At 71.4% G+C, this 15,265-nt stretch carries 11 protein-coding genes; 7 read left to right on the forward strand and 4 right to left on the reverse strand.

Features of this window, described 5'->3' with window-relative positions:
- The first annotated feature begins 15 nt into the window (after positions 1-15).
- From AC2XR2_RS30920 to araD, 5 genes are all read left to right on the forward strand, one after another.
- Complete coding sequence (locus AC2XR2_RS30920) at positions 16-2,142, forward strand: beta-galactosidase (RefSeq protein WP_491516845.1); 2,127 nt, start codon at positions 16-18, stop codon at positions 2,140-2,142.
- Between the two features lie 88 nt (positions 2,143-2,230).
- Positions 2,231-3,967 (forward strand): RICIN domain-containing protein, encoded by a 1,737-nt coding sequence (locus AC2XR2_RS30925; protein ID WP_491518536.1) that lies wholly within the window; start codon positions 2,231-2,233, stop codon positions 3,965-3,967.
- 122 nt (positions 3,968-4,089) lie between these two features.
- Positions 4,090-5,781: a ribulokinase gene (araB, locus tag AC2XR2_RS30930; RefSeq protein ID WP_330264338.1), complete on the forward strand. Its 1,692-nt coding sequence runs from the start codon at positions 4,090-4,092 to the stop codon at positions 5,779-5,781.
- 28 nt (positions 5,782-5,809) lie between these two features.
- Entirely contained in the window at positions 5,810-7,327 is a 1,518-nt protein-coding gene (araA, locus tag AC2XR2_RS30935) for an L-arabinose isomerase (protein WP_491516846.1), read from the forward strand.
- A gap of 31 nt (positions 7,328-7,358) precedes the next feature.
- Entirely contained in the window at positions 7,359-8,066 is a 708-nt protein-coding gene (gene araD, locus AC2XR2_RS30940; RefSeq protein WP_381306126.1) for an L-ribulose-5-phosphate 4-epimerase AraD, read from the forward strand.
- 59 nt (positions 8,067-8,125) lie between these two features.
- Here araD and AC2XR2_RS30945 read toward each other — a convergent pair whose 3' ends face one another.
- From AC2XR2_RS30945 to AC2XR2_RS30955, 3 genes are all read right to left on the reverse strand, one after another.
- A complete protein-coding gene (locus AC2XR2_RS30945; protein ID WP_491516847.1) occupies positions 8,126-8,749 on the reverse strand; it encodes an HAD family hydrolase in 624 nt (207 codons plus the stop codon).
- Between the two features lie 31 nt (positions 8,750-8,780).
- The gene (locus AC2XR2_RS30950; RefSeq protein WP_491516848.1) at positions 8,781-9,770 is read right to left on the reverse strand and encodes an LLM class flavin-dependent oxidoreductase; all 990 of its coding nucleotides are present in this window, start codon (positions 9,768-9,770) and stop codon (positions 8,781-8,783) included.
- Between the two features lie 77 nt (positions 9,771-9,847).
- Positions 9,848-11,056, reverse strand: a complete 1,209-nt coding sequence (locus AC2XR2_RS30955) for an MFS transporter (protein ID WP_491516849.1) — start codon at positions 11,054-11,056, stop codon at positions 9,848-9,850.
- 90 nt (positions 11,057-11,146) lie between these two features.
- Here AC2XR2_RS30955 and AC2XR2_RS30960 point away from each other — a divergent pair, with 90 nt between their 5' ends.
- Entirely contained in the window at positions 11,147-11,908 is a 762-nt protein-coding gene (locus AC2XR2_RS30960; RefSeq protein WP_491516850.1) for a DeoR/GlpR family DNA-binding transcription regulator, read from the forward strand.
- Between the two features lie 17 nt (positions 11,909-11,925).
- Here the strand turns inward: AC2XR2_RS30960 and AC2XR2_RS30965 are convergent, their stop codons facing one another.
- Positions 11,926-13,506 (reverse strand): GMC family oxidoreductase, encoded by a 1,581-nt coding sequence (locus AC2XR2_RS30965; RefSeq protein ID WP_491516851.1) that lies wholly within the window; start codon positions 13,504-13,506, stop codon positions 11,926-11,928.
- Between the two features lie 172 nt (positions 13,507-13,678).
- Between AC2XR2_RS30965 and AC2XR2_RS30970 the strand changes: the two genes are divergently transcribed.
- Positions 13,679-15,265 carry a GMC oxidoreductase gene (locus AC2XR2_RS30970; protein WP_491516852.1) on the forward strand — a complete coding sequence of 529 codons (1,587 nt, stop codon included), beginning with the start codon at positions 13,679-13,681 and terminating at the stop codon, positions 15,263-15,265.

Consider the following 15,265-nt stretch of genomic DNA (forward strand, 5'->3'; position numbering starts at 1 on the left):
CCGGAGGTTCCCCCCATGGCGGCTCTGCCTGCCCGTGTCCTGTTCGGCGCCGCGTACTACCACGAGTACACGCCCGCCTACGACCCCGAACTCCAGCCGGACGAACGGCTGAAGACCGACCTCGACCTGATGGCCGAGGCGCACTTCACCGTCATCCGGGTCGGCGAGTCGGTCTGGTCGACCTGGGAGCCGAGCAACGGCCGTTTCGACCTCGACTGGCTCCAGCCCGTCCTCGACGGCGCCCACGAGCGCGGCATCTCCGTCATCCTCGGCACCCCGACGTACGCCGCACCGCAGTGGCTGGCCCGCCAGTACCCGGAGATCACCGCCGAGCGCGCCACCGGGCAGCGGATGGGCTGGGGCGCCCGGCAGGAGATCGACTTCACCCACCCCGCGTTCCGCTTCCACGCCGAGCGGGTCATCCGGAAGATCGCCGCACGCTACGCCGACCATCCCGCGGTCATCGGCTGGCAGGTCGACAACGAACCCGGCCTGCACCTCCTCCACAACCGCGGGGTCTTCCAGCGGTTCGTGGACCACCTGCGGGACACGTACGGCGACGTCGAGACCCTCAACCGCGAGTGGGGACTGGTGTATTGGTCCCATCGCCTGTCCGACTGGTCCGACCTGTGGACGCCCGACGGCAACGAGCAGCCGCAGTACGACGTCGCCTGGCGGGAGTTCCAGGCCCGCCAGGTCACCGAGTTCATCGGCTGGCAGGCCGACATCGTCCGCGAGTACGCGCGCGAGGGGCAGTTCGTCACCACCTGCATCTCGTACACCCGCCAGGGGGTGGCCGACGACGAGCTCGCCGCCCGTCTCGACATCGCCTCCGGCAACCCGTACTACGACATGCAGGACGGCCTGCTGCTCCCTGACCCCACCCCCGACACCCACGAGCAGGTCTGGAAGACCACCGGCGTCTGGTCGATGTACCAGACCGCCGACTGGATGTTCTCCTCCCGCCAGGAGCCCTTCCTCGTCACCGAGACCAACGCCCAGAGCATCGGCTTCGCGTGGGACAACCGGCCCGGCTACGACGGCCAGTGGCGCCAGGCCGCCTGGGCGCACGTGGCGCGCGGCGCCCGGATGATCGAGTACTGGCAGTGGCAGACCCTGCGCTTCGGCGCCGAGACCTATTGGGGCGGAGTCCTCCCGCACACCGGCCGGCCGGGTCGCACGTACGCCGAACTGGCCCGGCTGGGAGCAGAGTTCGAGGCCGCGGGCCCGCTGGTCGCCGGTCTCGAACCGGACGCCGACCTCACGATGGTCTACTCGACGCCCAGCAAGTGGCTCATGCAGAAGTACCCGCCGCTCGCGACCCCCGACGGCGAACCGGACACCGCCGCCTACCACCGCCTCTTCGACCCCTTCTACCGCGGCGCGTTCGACGCCCGCCGCCAGGTACGGATCGTGCACGCCCGGCAGTTGGGGGACCTGACCCCGGAGGAGGCCGTACGGCGTCACCCGGTCCTCGTCGTCCCGGCCCTGTACGTCGTCGACGACGTCACCCTGGACCAACTGGCGGCCTACGCCCACGCGGGCGGCCATCTGGTCCTCGGGCCCCGCACCGGCTACGCCGACCACGAGGCGAGGGCCCGGCTCACCCCGGCCCCCGGCCGTCTCGCCGAGGCCGCGGGTGTGTCGTACGACGAATTCAGCAACCTCCACCAGGACGTTCCCGTGCGCGGGACGCCCGGCGGCCCGCTGCGGCTGACCGGGTCCGCCACCGCGACCCGGTGGATCGAGTGCCTGAACGCCACCGACGCCGAGGTGCTCGCCGGTTACGACCACCCGCACTTCGGCCGGTGGCCGGCGATCACCACCCGCCGTCACGGCACGGGCCGGGTCACGACCGTCGGCACGGCACCGGGCCGCGACCTCGCCCGCGCGCTCGCCGAATGGCTGGCGCCCACCCCGACCGGCGGATGGCAGGACCTCCCCGAGTCGGTCACCGCGGCGACCGGCACCGCTCCCGACGGTCGTCGGGTCCACATCGTTCACAACTGGAGCTGGGAGGCCGCGAGCGTGAGCGTGCCGGCCGATCTCTCCGACGTTCTGGACGGCACGTCCGTTCCCGCCGGCAGCACGCTGGCTCTGGGTCCCTGGGACGTCCGTGTGCTCATCACCGCAACACCGTGACATCCCCGAAGGAGGGGCAGTGAAGAGAAGAACCACAGCAAAGGCGCTGGGCAGTTCGATTGCGGCGGCGGCACTGCTGGCCGGCTCCATGGCCGGAGCCCAGGCGTACAACCCGACCGGCGGGACCCTGTACCAGCTGGGCGGTGAGCCGTGTCTGAAGGGGCGGGGCAACTGCGCGGTCTACCCGAAGTCGGCCCAACTGCCCGGCGGACGGCTGGTCGCGTCCTTCGAGAAGTCGACGGTCGTGACGTCCTCGGGCAGCGCGGCCGGCCAGACCCTGCCGGTCTACAAGAGCGACGACGACGGCACGAGCTGGCAGCCCCTGTCGGAGGTCAAGGCGCCGGCGTACCTCTCCAAGGACCCCAAGTACGCCCGCTACACGAGCAATTGGACCAACCCGTACCTGTACGTCCTCCCGCAGGGCGTCGGTGGGATGAAGGCCGGCACGCTGCTCCTGGCGAGCGTCGTCTCCGGCGACGACGCCTACTACAAGGAGCACAAGGCGGCCGACCCGAACTGGACCCCGAACAACGACGGGGACCGCAGCGACCTGGCCATCGCCCTGTACTCCAGCACCGACCAGGGCCGCAGCTGGAAGGTCGTCAACGTCGTGGCGACCGGGGGGTGGCAGGGCGGCAGCGCGGGCGCGGTCGGGCAGAACGTCGCCGCCGCCAACACGTACCGGCAGGTGGACCCGCTCTGGGAGCCGTACCTGATGGTCCACAAGGGCAAGCTGGTCTGCTACTACTCCGACGAGAACGACTACACCGGCTTCGACCCGGTCACCGGCGTCCCCAGGAAGGACCCCGCCAACGACACGGCGACCGACTCGCACGGCCAGATCCTCGTGCACCGGACCTGGGACGGGAGGAGCGCCGGCTGGAGCGACCCCGTCGTCGACGTCTCCGGATCCGTCCAGGACATGGGCGGCGGCAAGACCGAGATCGGCGGCGGCCGGCCGGGCATGACCAACGTCGTGCCCACGACCGACGGCAGGTGGATGCTCACCTTCGAGTACTGGGGCGGCGGCGCCAACACCCGGTACGTGATCGCCGACGACCCGCTGAAGTTCTTCAAGGGCAGCCAGACGGGCATGTCGGTCGGCTCGCTGCCGGTCGTCGCCGGTTCCCGTCCGCTCAGCGGCGGGGGCAGCCCGGTGCTGATCCGGCTGCCCGACGGGCGCCTGGTCTACAACGCGTCCAACAGCGGCGACGTGTGGGTCAACGACAGCGGACGCAGCGACGGAGTGTGGACCGAGTACCAGACCACCTCACCGGCGGCCTACAGCCGCAACCTCCAGTACGTCGACGGCACCGGCCGCATCGCGATCCTCAACAACCAGGGCACGTCCACGATCGCGTACGCCGAGGTCGACCTCGGTGACTCGGCCGGCGCCTACTACCGGCTGGTCAACCGGAAGACGGGCCAGGTGATCGGCACCGGCAACAGGACCAACGACGCCAACCTCGGCAACGCGGACACCCCGGACGTGGTCCTGGAGGACTCGGGCGCGGCGGCGAACCGGGACACCCAGTACTGGCACGTGGTGACCGAGCCGGGCGGCGGTACGACCCTGCTGAACAAGTCGGGGGGCCGCGCCGCCGCCGTCTGGACGGGCAACGCCACCGTGGGGCAGCGCATCGGCCAGTGGGTCGACAACAGCTCGACGGGCAGCTGGAACCTCGTCAGGTCCGCCGACGGCTACTACCGGCTCCAGGCCGTCAAGAACACGAGCCTCTATCTGACCGGCGCCTCCACCTCGGCGCCCCTGACCCTCCAGAACGCGGCCGACGACGGTTCGCAGGACTGGAAGCTCGTCCGCTAGCCGGTGGTGGTGGTTCGGGGCGCATTCCGGGCCACCACCATCTACCTGCCGCGGAAGGACCGTGTCATACTCCCACGCGGGATATCGAACGCCATACGAAATATCGAACAAAGGGTGGTGTGATGGTGCACGCCGAGAACCAGGAACAACAGCCCCGACCCGAAACGTACGTCGTCGGGGTCGACTACGGAACTCTCTCGGGGCGGGCCGTCGTGGTCCGGGTGTCCGACGGCGCCGAGGTGGCCGCCGCCGAGCACCCCTACCCGCACGCCGTCCTGGACCGGCAGCTGCCCGACGGGACCGCGCTGCCGCCGGACTGGGCGCTCCAGGTCCCGTCCGACTACATCGACGTGCTGCGGATCGCCGTACCCGAGGCGCTGGAGCGTGCCGGGGTCCGTCCCGAGCAGGTCATCGGTATCGGCACGGACTTCACGGCCTGCACGATGGTGCCGGTGCTGGCGGACGGCACCCCGCTGTGCGACCTGCCGGAGTACGCCTCCCGCCCGCACGCCTACGTCAAGCTGTGGCGCCACCACGCGGCACAGGCGCAGGCCGACCGGATCACGGAGCTGGCGGAGCAGCGCAAGGAGCCGTGGCTGAAGCGGTACGGCGGGAAGATCTCCTCGGAGTGGGAGTTCGCCAAGGCCCTTCAGCTGCTGGAGGAGGACCCCGAGATCTACGCCCGCGTCGAGCGGTGGGTGGAGGCCGCCGACTGGATCGTGTGGCGCCTGTCCGGGACGTACGTCCGCAACGCCTGCACGGCGGGTTACAAGGGCCAGTACCAGGACGGCAGTTACCCCTCGCGCGAGTACCTGGCCGCCCTCAACCCGGACTTCGCGGACTTCGTGACCGAGAAGCTGGAGCACCCGATCGGTCAGCTCGGCGACCGTGCCGGTGGGCTGACGGCCGAGGCGGCCGCCTGGACCGGGCTGCCGGAGGGCATCGCGGTCTGCGTGGGCAACGTCGACGCCCATGTCACGGCGCCCGCCGCGACCGCCGTCGAACCCGGCCGGATGGTCGCCATCATGGGCACCTCCACCTGCCACGTGATGAGCTCCGACCAGTGGGCCGAGGTACCCGGCATGTGCGGGGTCGTCGACGGCGGCATCCTGCCGGGCCTGTGGGGCTACGAGGCCGGACAGAGCGGCGTCGGCGACATCTTCGGCTGGTTCGTGCGCAACGGCTTCCCCGCCGGGTACGCCGAGGAGGCCGCGGCCCTGGGCCGCGACCCGCACGAGCACCTCACCGCGCTGGCGGCCGAACAGGCCGTCGGTGAGCACGGGTTGATCGCGCTGGACTGGCAGAGCGGCAACCGGTCCGTCCTGGTCGACCACGACCTCAGCGGCGTCCTGGTGGGCCTGACCCTCTCGACCCGCCCCGAGGACATCTACCGGGCCCTGCTGGAGGCCACCGCCTTCGGCACCCGCACGATCATCGAGGCGTTCACGGCGTCCGGGGTCCCCGTCCAGGAGCTGATCATCGCGGGCGGTCTGATGAAGAACGCCCTGCTGATGCAGATCTACGCCGACGTCACGCGGCTGCCCCTGGGCGTCATCGACTCGGCGCAGGGTCCCGCCCTGGGCTCGGCGATGCACGCCGCGGTCGCCGCGGGCGCCTACCCGGACATCCGGGCCGCCGCCCAGGCCATGGGCAAGGCCCGCCCGGCCGTCTACCTCCCCGACCCGGAGCGCGCGGCGGCGTACGACCGCCTCTACGCCGAGTACCAGCTGCTGCACGACTACTTCGGCCGCGGCACCAACGAGGTCATGCACCGCCTGCGCCGCATCCGCGCCGAAGTCTCCGCGTCCTCCTGACCCGCAAGCCCGAAAGGAACCACCCCTCATGAACACCAACGCCCCCGCTTATCCCGATCACGAGATCTGGTTTCTCACCGGCAGCCAGGGCCTGTACGGCGACGACGTGCTGCGCCAGGTGGCGGAGCAGTCGCGGAGCATCTCCGAGACGCTGGGCCGGCCGGGCAAGGTGCCGGTCAAGATCGTGTGGAAGCCGGTGCTGACCGATGCCGAGGCGATCCGTCGGATGTGTCAGGAGGCGAGCGCGTCCGACACCTGTGTGGGTGTGATCGCGTGGATGCACACCTTCTCGCCGGCGAAGATGTGGATCGCGGGCCTGAGCGCGCTGGACGTGCCGCTGCTGCACCTGCACACCCAGTACAACCTGTCGCTGCCCTGGCCGAGCATCGACATGGACTTCATGAACCTCAACCAAGCCGCCCACGGGGACCGGGAGTTCGGGCACATCGAGTCCCGCGTCGGCGTGGACCGCAAGATCGTCGCCGGTCATGCCACCGACCCGCGCGTGATCCGCCGGATCGCCGCCTGGGCCCGGGCCGCCGCGGGCCGGCACGCCGCGCGCGGCCTGCGCCTGGCCCGCTTCGGCGACAACATGCGCGACGTCGCGGTCACCGAGGGCGACAAGGTCGAGGCACAGATACGGTTCGGGTTCTCCGTCAACACCTACGGCGTCAACGACCTGGTGGCCGTGGTCGACGAGGTCGAGGACAAGGCGGCGGCCGAACTCGCCGCCGAATACGTCGAGTTGTACGACGTCGTGCCCTCCCTGCGTCCGGGCGGCATCCGCCATGACTCCCTGCTGTACGCGGCCCGCCAGGAGATCGGCCTGCGCACCTTCCTCACCGAGGGCGGCTTCACCGCGTTCACCACCAACTTCGAGGACCTGGGCGGGCTGCGCCAGCTTCCCGGCCTGGCCGTGCAGCGGCTGATGGCCGACGGCTTCGGCTTCGGCGGCGAGGGCGACTGGAAGACCTCCGCGCTGCTGCGCACGATGAAGGTGATGGGCCAGGGACAGCCCGGCGGCACCTCCTTCATGGAGGACTACACCTACCACCTGGGCCCCGGCGAACCGCGCATCCTGGGCGCCCACATGCTGGAGGTCTGCCCCTCGGTGGCCGCCGACCGTCCCAGCTGCGAGATCCACCCGCTGTCCATCGGCGGCCGTGAGGACCCGGTCCGCCTGGTCTTCAACGCGGCCGAGGGCCCCGCCGTCGTCGTGGGCCTGTCCGACCTGGGCGACCGCTTCCGCCTCACCGCCAACGCCGTGGACGTCATCTCCCCCAACGAGCCGCTGCCCCAGCTCCCCGTCGCCCGCGCGGTGTGGAAGCCACAGCCCTCGCTGGCCGAGTCGGCCGAGAGCTGGCTGCTGGCGGGCGCCCCGCACCACACCGTCCTCAGCTCGGCGGTCGACATCGAGACCCTCACCGACTACGCGTCCATGACCGGCGTCGAACTGCTCACCATCGACCAGAACACCACCACCGAGCAGTTCGCCAAGGAAATCCGGTGGAACGCCGCCTACCACCGACTCGCCCAGGCCCTGTGACGGCCGCGCACCGGACTCCAGGAGAGAACCGATGACCGTACACGTCCGCGACGGCCTCCGGCAGGAGGTCCTGGACGCCAACCTGACCATCCCAAAGGTCGGCCTGGCCACCCTGACCTGGGGCAACGTGAGCGGGGTCGACCGCGAGGCGGGCGTCTTCGTCATCAAGCCCTCGGGGGTGCCGTACGACGACCTGGCGTTGGAGCACCTGGTGACGGTACGGCTGTCCGACGGCGAGGTCGTCGACGGCGACCTGCGTCCCTCCACGGACACCGAGACCCACCGCTGCCTGTACCTGGCGTTCCCCTCGATCGGCGGGGTGACCCACACCCACTCGACCCACGCCGTCGCGTTCGCGCAGGCCCGCCGGGACATACCGGTGCTCGGCACCACCCACGCCGACACCTTCAACGGGCCGATCCCCGTCACCCCGGACCTGACCGCGGAGCAGTGCGCGAAGGACTACGAGTACAACACCGGGCGCGTCATCGTGGACCTGCTGGAGGAGGACGACCAGCGGGCGGTCGAGGTCCCGGCCGCGCTGGTCGCGAACCACGGCCCCTTCACCTGGGGTTCGACGGCCCGCAAGTCCCTGGAGCACGCGATCATCTGCGAGGCCGTCGCCGACATCGCCCTCCACACGCTCAGCCTCGGCCCGACCGCTCCACCGCCCCCGCACCTCCTCGCCCGCCACTACACCCGCAAACACGGCCCGGACGCGTACTACGGCAACCCCTGAGTTCACCCTGACCGCCGGGCGCGCGACGAACCGTCACGCACCCGGCGGTCCCGCGTCTTTCACGGGCCGGCCGGCAGCCACGCGTCGATGACGGCGGCGAGTCCGTCCTGGCTCGTGAAGACGTGCCCGTCCATGCCGACCGCCCGCGCCGCGCGGACGTTCTCCTCGCGGTCGTCGACGAAGAGGAAGTCGGCGGGGGCGGCCCGCAGGGCGCCGACGCACGTCCGGAAGGCCGCCGGGTCGGGCTTGGCCGCGCCGATCCTGCCGGAGAAGGCCACGTGGTCGAGGTCGTGCAGCCAGGGCTGGGCGGCGAGGAAGGCGTCCGCGTGGTCCGCGGGGATGTTGGACAGCAGGGCCACCCGGGCCCGGTCCCGCAGGCCGCGCACGTAGGCGACCATGCGGTCGTCGACGCGGGACCAGCTGTCGATGTCGGTGAGCCGCAGCTCCTCGATCGTGTCGGCGTCGGCGGGGCGGGCCAGCGCACGCAGTACGTCGGTCCAGTACGCGGACGCGGTCTGCCGGCCGGCGTCGTAGGGCGGGCGGTGGGTCCAGTAGGCGCTGGTGAAGGCGTCGGCGGCGGCGCCGCAGCGGGCGGCCATCTTCTCCAGGGCGCCCGGGCGCTGGTGGCGGGCTATGACCCCGAAGAGGTCGAAGAGCACGATGCGGCGGCGGTCGGTGGACATACGGATCCCTTGAGGTCTCGGGGTGTTCGGGTCAGTGCCGGTGGGGCAGGGCGCGGGCGAGCGAGTCCAGTGCGGCCAGGCGGTCGGGGCCCGCCGGGGCGAGGACGACACTGGTCGCGCCGGCCACGTGGCGGGCGTCGATCGCCGCGCGGGCCTGGGCGGGAGTACCGGCGATGCTGAGCGCACGGACCCAGTCGGCGGGCATCGTCCTGGCGAAGTGCCGGGCGTCGGGGCTCGCGGCGCGGTGTGCGCGCAGTTCCTCGGCGAAGGGCAGCGGGTCGATGTGCGCGGCCCACTGCGGCTCACCGACGGACTCCAGGGCCGCGCGGACGCGGGTCAGGGCGGCCTCCTCGTCGTCGTCCACGGCCGCGGCGTCGTAGACGACGATCTCCGGAGAGTCCGCGGCGGCGGGACCCAGATTGCGCAGGGAGGCGGCGATGTAGCCGGGGGCGGCGGGCTCGGCCAGGAGGAGGCCGTCGGCCACCTCGCCCGCGACCGCCTGCGACTTGGGGCCGCGGACACCCAGGATCACCGGGGGCACGGTGTCCGGGATCTCGGTGAGGACCACGCCCTCGCAGCGCACGTACCGGCCGTCGGCGGGGCCGGGCTTTCCGGCGACCAGCAGGCGCAGGGCTCTCGCGTACTCCTTGATCAGCGTCAGGGGGCTTTCCGGCCAGGAGCCGACCGAGCGCATCCAGCCGGGCATGCCGTGGCCGACGCCCGCGACGATCCGGCCCGGGTGGAGCTGGGCGAGGGTGGCCAGTTCCATCGCGGCGAAGGCCACGTTGCGGGCGCCGGCGGGCATGATCCCGATGCCGACGGTGAGGTTCGTGGTGGCGGCCAGGACGGTGGCGGCCTGGGCGACACCACCGCGCCAGCCGAGGTCCTCCACCACCCAGACCTGGTCGAACCCCAGCTCCTCGGCACGCCGGACATAGGGCAGCACCTCGCCGACGGGGAGATCGAGCGGCAGCATGACGCCGACCTGGGCGGGGGCGGGGTGGGTGGGGGACTCGGACATCGGGGCTCCTTCGGTCGGCCGGCTTTCAGAGGTGAGCTTGTGCGGCACGGTTGTCAGGGACCGCACCGCACAAGCGGTCAGTGGGTGGTGGCCGCCATCTCGCGTTCGCGGCCGCGGTCGGGTCCGGTGCGCAGGACGCCGGCGCCCACGGCCGTGGTCACGCACAGCAGGATCAACAGGACGAAGGCGTGGTCGAGGGCGACGACGTGGGTCAGCCAGCCGATCACGGCGGGCCCGGCGAGCATGCCGACGTAACCGAGCCCGGCGACGCGGGACACGTTGGCCCCCGCGGCGGAGGGGTCCGCGTGCCCGGCCGCGCTGAACAGCTGCGGGACGCAGCCGGACAGGCCCAGGCCGAACAGCGCCCAGCCGGCGAACACCGCCCACATCCACGGGCCGAGGGTCACGAGGGTGATGCCGACGGCGGCCAGGGCCGCGCCGTGCCGCAGGATCGCCAGGGAACCGAACCGGGCGGCGAAGCGGTCGGCGAGCAGCCGGCCGAGGGTCATGGCGGCGGCGAAGGTGCCGTACGCGAAGGCCGCGGCACCGGCGGAGGCACCCATGACGTCCCTCAGGTGCAGGGCGCTCCAGTCGTTGGCGGCGCCTTCGCACAGCATCACCATCAGCGCCAGGACGGCCAGCAGCCAGACCCGGCCCGTGGCGCCGCCGCCCCCGACGGCCGGTGACGTCCCGGTCCCCACCTCGCGGTCGGCGTCCTCGACGGCGGGAGCCGCGGGCAGCAGGGCACGTGCCGTGGCCAGGGCGATCACGACGCCCACGGCTCCCATGGCGGCCATGGCCGCGACCGGGGGCAGTCCGGCGCCCGCCGCGGCCGCTCCGGCGAGCGCGGCGAGGACACCGCCGACGGAGAACGTGGCGTGGAAGCCGGACATGACGGGGCGGCCGTACGCCTTCTCCACGTGCACGGCGTGGGCGTTCATGCTCACGTCCAGGCACCCGTTGCAGAGCCCGAAGACCAGCAGCGCGCCGGCCAGCGTCCACGGATCGTGGGCGAGACCGGGCAGGAACAGGGTCGCCCCGCAGAGAAGGCCGCCCGCGGGCACCACGGTGCGGGTGCCGAGCCGGTCGGTCAGCGGACCCGCCACCCGCATGCCCACGAAGGCCCCGAGGCCGAGCACCACCAGCAGGCCGCCGAGCGCCGCGTGGCTGATGCCGACGCGCTCCTCGATCGCGGGGATGTGCACCACCCAGGTGCCCAGCAGGGTGCCGTACAGGACGAAGTAGACATAGGTCGCCACACGGGCGGCTCGCAGGGAACGTTCCATACCGGCCACCGTAACGAACATCTGACGTGTTTGAAAGTCGGGATAATGAACAAGTTGAGTGTTCGTTTCTCGGTGGTGTTCAATCGCCGTATGAGCAACGCAGACCGGCACCGGTTGATCGCGAAGGTCGTCCGGGACTCCGGAGGTGCCACCGTCCAGGAGCTGGCGGAGCTGACCGGCGCCTCGGAGATGACCATTCGGCGCGACCTCGACACCCTCGCCGCCCAGGGCGTGCTCGAACGCGTCCGCGGCGGGGCCCGCACCCTGCTGCTGCGGGGCGAGGAGCCCCCCTTCGCGCTCCGCGCCCACGAGGCGGTCGACGCCAAACGCCGGATCGCCGCCGAGATCTGCGCACTCGTCGCCGACGGTGAGAGCGTCCTGCTGGACAGCGGCACCACCTGCCTGGAGGTCGCCCGCCTCCTGCGCGAGCGGCCCGTCACCGTGATGCCGCTGTCCCTACAGGCCATCCATGTGCTGGCCGAGACACCCGGCCCGGCCACCCTGGTCGTGCCCGGCGGCCAGCCCCGCGCCGCCGAAGGAGCCCTCACCGGCCCCCTCACCCTGGCCTCCCTGGCCGCCCTGCGCTTCGACACCGCCGTCATCGGCTGCTGCGGGCTCAGCGCGGCCGACGGCGTGACCGCCTACGACCTCGACGACGCCGCGGTGAAGAAGGCGGGCATCGCCTCCGCCCGCCGGGTCGTCGCCGCCGCCGACGGCAGCAAACTCGGCCACACCGCCTACGCCCACGTCGGGCCCGCCGCCCTCGTGAACACCCTGGTCACGGACACCACCGCGCCCACCGACGAGGTCACCGCACTCGAAGCCGCCGGCACCGTCGTCCGCACGGTCTGACCTCGCGGCCCCCGGCGTCAGCCGGCCGACGTCCGGATGAAGGAGGCGGCCCGCTCGCCGATCATGATGGCGGGGGCGTTGGTGTTCCCGGTGACGAGGGTCGGCATGATCGACGTGTCCGCCACGCGGACGTTCTCCAGCCCCCGCACCCGGAGTTCGTGGTCGACGACCTTGCCCATCATGCAGGTGCCCGACGGGTGGTAGAAGGAGAACGACTGCGTGCGGACGAAGTCGTCGATGTCCTGGTCGCTGTCCGACAGCGGCGCGAGCCCGGCGTCGGCGGCCGCGCGCAGGTCCGCTTGCAGCAGGGACGTCAGCCGCCGTTCACGGGCGATGCGCATGCACAGCCGCACGCCCTCCCGCAGTCGCCGCCGGTCGTCGGGGTCGTCGAGGTAGTTGTGGAAGATGCGCGGCTTGGCGTAGGGGTGGGAGTGCCGCAGCCGCACCGAGCCGCGGCTCGCGGGCCGCGCGACGTACGGCCCGAACGACATGCCGGGCTCCAGCGGCGCGGCGAGTCCCTCGTCGCGGACGATCCCCAGCGCGGCGTGGACCTGGATGTCGGGAGCGGGGACGTCGTCGCCGGAGCTGAAGAAGCCGCCGACCTCGTTCCAGGCCATCGGGCCGGTGCCCCGCTCGCGCAGGAGCTGCTCCTCCCGGGAGGTGTCCGGGCCCAGGAGCGGCTCGGTGGCGCTGAAGAAGCTGATGAAGCACCCGGTGTGGTCCTGCATGTTCCTGCCCACGTCCGGCAGGTCGTGCAGCGGGGTGATCCCTCCCGCGGTCAGCTCGTCGGCCGGTCCGACACCGGACTGGAGGAGGAGGTGGGGCGAGTTGTAGGCCCCGAGGGACAGCACGATCTCCCGGTCGACGTGGACCGTCCGGACGGTGCCGAGGTGGTCGACCTCCAGGCCGGTGGCCCGCGTGCCGTCGAAGGCGAGGCGCAGGGCGGTCGTCGAGGGAAGCACGGTGAGGTTCGGGCGCCCCGCGGCAGGCTCCAGGAAGGCGATCGCACTGCTGCACCGCAGCCCGTTCCGCTGCGTGACCTGGTGGTGGCCCACGCCCTCCTGCTCGGCTCCGTTGAAGTCCGGGTTGTACCTGTGGCCCGCGTCCTGAGCCGCCTCGACCCATGCCGTCAGCAGCGGATGGACGGAGCGCGGGTCGCTGACCGTGAGGGGGCCGCCGGTGCCGTGGAAGTGGTCCGCCCCGCGCTCGTTGTCCTCGGACTTCCTGAAGTACGGCAGTACGTCGTCGTACCCCCAGCCCGGGTTGCCGAGCCGCTCCCACGTGTCGTAGTCGTAGCGGTGCCCGCGCACGTACAGCATCGTGTTCATGGAGCTGGTGCCGCCGATCACCCGGCCCCGGGGCAGATAGGCGCGGCGCCCGCCGAGCCGCGGCTCGGGTTCCGTCTCGAAGTCCCAGTCGAACGCCGATTTGAGCTGCTGCGAGAACAGCGCGGGTATCTCGAAGAGGCGGCCCCGGGCCGGTGGCCCCGCCTCGATCAGGGCGACCGTGACCTCCGGGTCCTCGGACAGCCGGGCCGCGAGCGCGCAGCCGGCCGAGCCGGCCCCGACGACGACGTAGTCGTACGATTCCCTGTTCATTCCGCCTCCAGGAGCTGGTTCCTGGGAGAGGCTAGGGACGCCGGACAGGCTCGGCACATGCACGAAGTGAGCAACTCGGGCGGCAGTCGTTACCCATTCCGTGCATGTGCTGCATTCGGGCCGCTGCTTAGGCTCTTTTCGAAATACCGCGGCAAAGAGGGGACCCCGACCCATGTCCGAACCGGTCCGTCATGACTACACACCCCCGGAGCTTCGGCCCGACGCCCTGGTATCCGTCGGCACCGCCGAGGAGATCAGCACCGACGTCCTGATCATCGGTTCCGGCATGGGCGGTTCCGCGCTGGCCTGGGCGCTGAAGGACTCAGGTCTCGACGTGCTCGTCGCGGAAAGGGGCCATTTCCTGCCGCGCGAACCGGAGAACTCCCAGCCGGCCGAGATGTATCTCAAGGGCCGGTACAAGAACGCCGGCTATTGGTACGACGGCAGCACCGGCAAGCCTTTCGCGCCGGGTGTGTATTACTGGGTGGGCGGAAACACCCGTTTCTACGGCGCCATGCTGCCCCGGTTCCGGCGCAGCGACTTCACCGAGGTGGAACACCACGAGGGCGTCTCACAGGCCTGGCCTTTCGCCTACGACGACCTGGAGCCCTTCTACACCGCCATGGAGGAGTTGCTCCAGGTGCACGGGCAGACCGGCGAGGACCCGACCGAGCCGCCCCGCTCCAAGCCCTACCCGTACCCGGCGCTCCAGCACGAACCGGAGATCGAGCGGTTCTCCCGGTCGCTGCGACGGCAGGGCCTGCACCCGTTCCACACCCCGAACGCCCTGAACATCAGCACCCAGGCCGACCGCGCCGCCGTGACGACCGCCGACGGTTGCCCGGACGGGACCGGCATGAAGTCCGACGCCGAGAACCGGCTCCTGCTGCCCGCACTGAGCGACGGCGTGAAGATCCTCACGGGTACCGAGATCACCCGCCTGATCACCTCGTCCGACGGCCGGAAGGTCGTCGCCGCCGAGGCACGGCACGCGGGCCGGGTCCTGCGGATCAACGCCAGGACCTTCGCCCTCGCCGGAGGTGCCGTCAACTCGGCCGCGCTGCTGCTGCGTTCCGCCGACAATGCGCACCCGCAGGGTCTCGCCAACTCCTCAGGGCTCCTCGGCCGCAACTACATGGTCCACAACAGCACGTTCTTCGTCGGGGTCAACCCCCTGCGGACCAACCCCACCCAGTGGCAGAAGACCCTCGGCCTCAACGACTTCTACGAATCCGGACCCGGCACCCGCTTCCCGCTCGGGAACCTCCAGATGCTCGGCAAGCTCCAGGCCCCCATGCTCAAGCCCGCCCGTCCGTGGGCACCGACCTGGGCCCTGAAGCTCATGGCGGCCAGGAGCCTCGACATCTACCTGACGACCGAGGACCTCCCGTCCCGGGACAACCGGGTACGCGTGGACGGCGACCGCATCCTCATCGACTGGACGCCGACCAACCTCGCGCCCCACCACGAACTGGTGCGCCGGGTGACCCGGGCGGTCCGCAAGGCCGGCTATCCGCTGATCTTCACCCAGCGCATGGGGATCGAGACCAACTCCCACATGTGCGGCACGGCCGTCGCCGGTCACGATCCGGCACGGAGCGTGCTCGATCCGCTGTGCCGCAGCCATGACGTCGAGAACCTCTGGCTGGCCGACTCGTCGTTCTTCCCGTCCTCCGCGGCGCTCAACCCGGCGCTGACGATCGGCGCGAACGCCCTGCGGATCGCCCCGTCCCTGACCCGGGCGACGAAAACGTCGTAG

This window comes from Streptomyces sp. LS-MS-L19 (assembly GCF_058382285.1).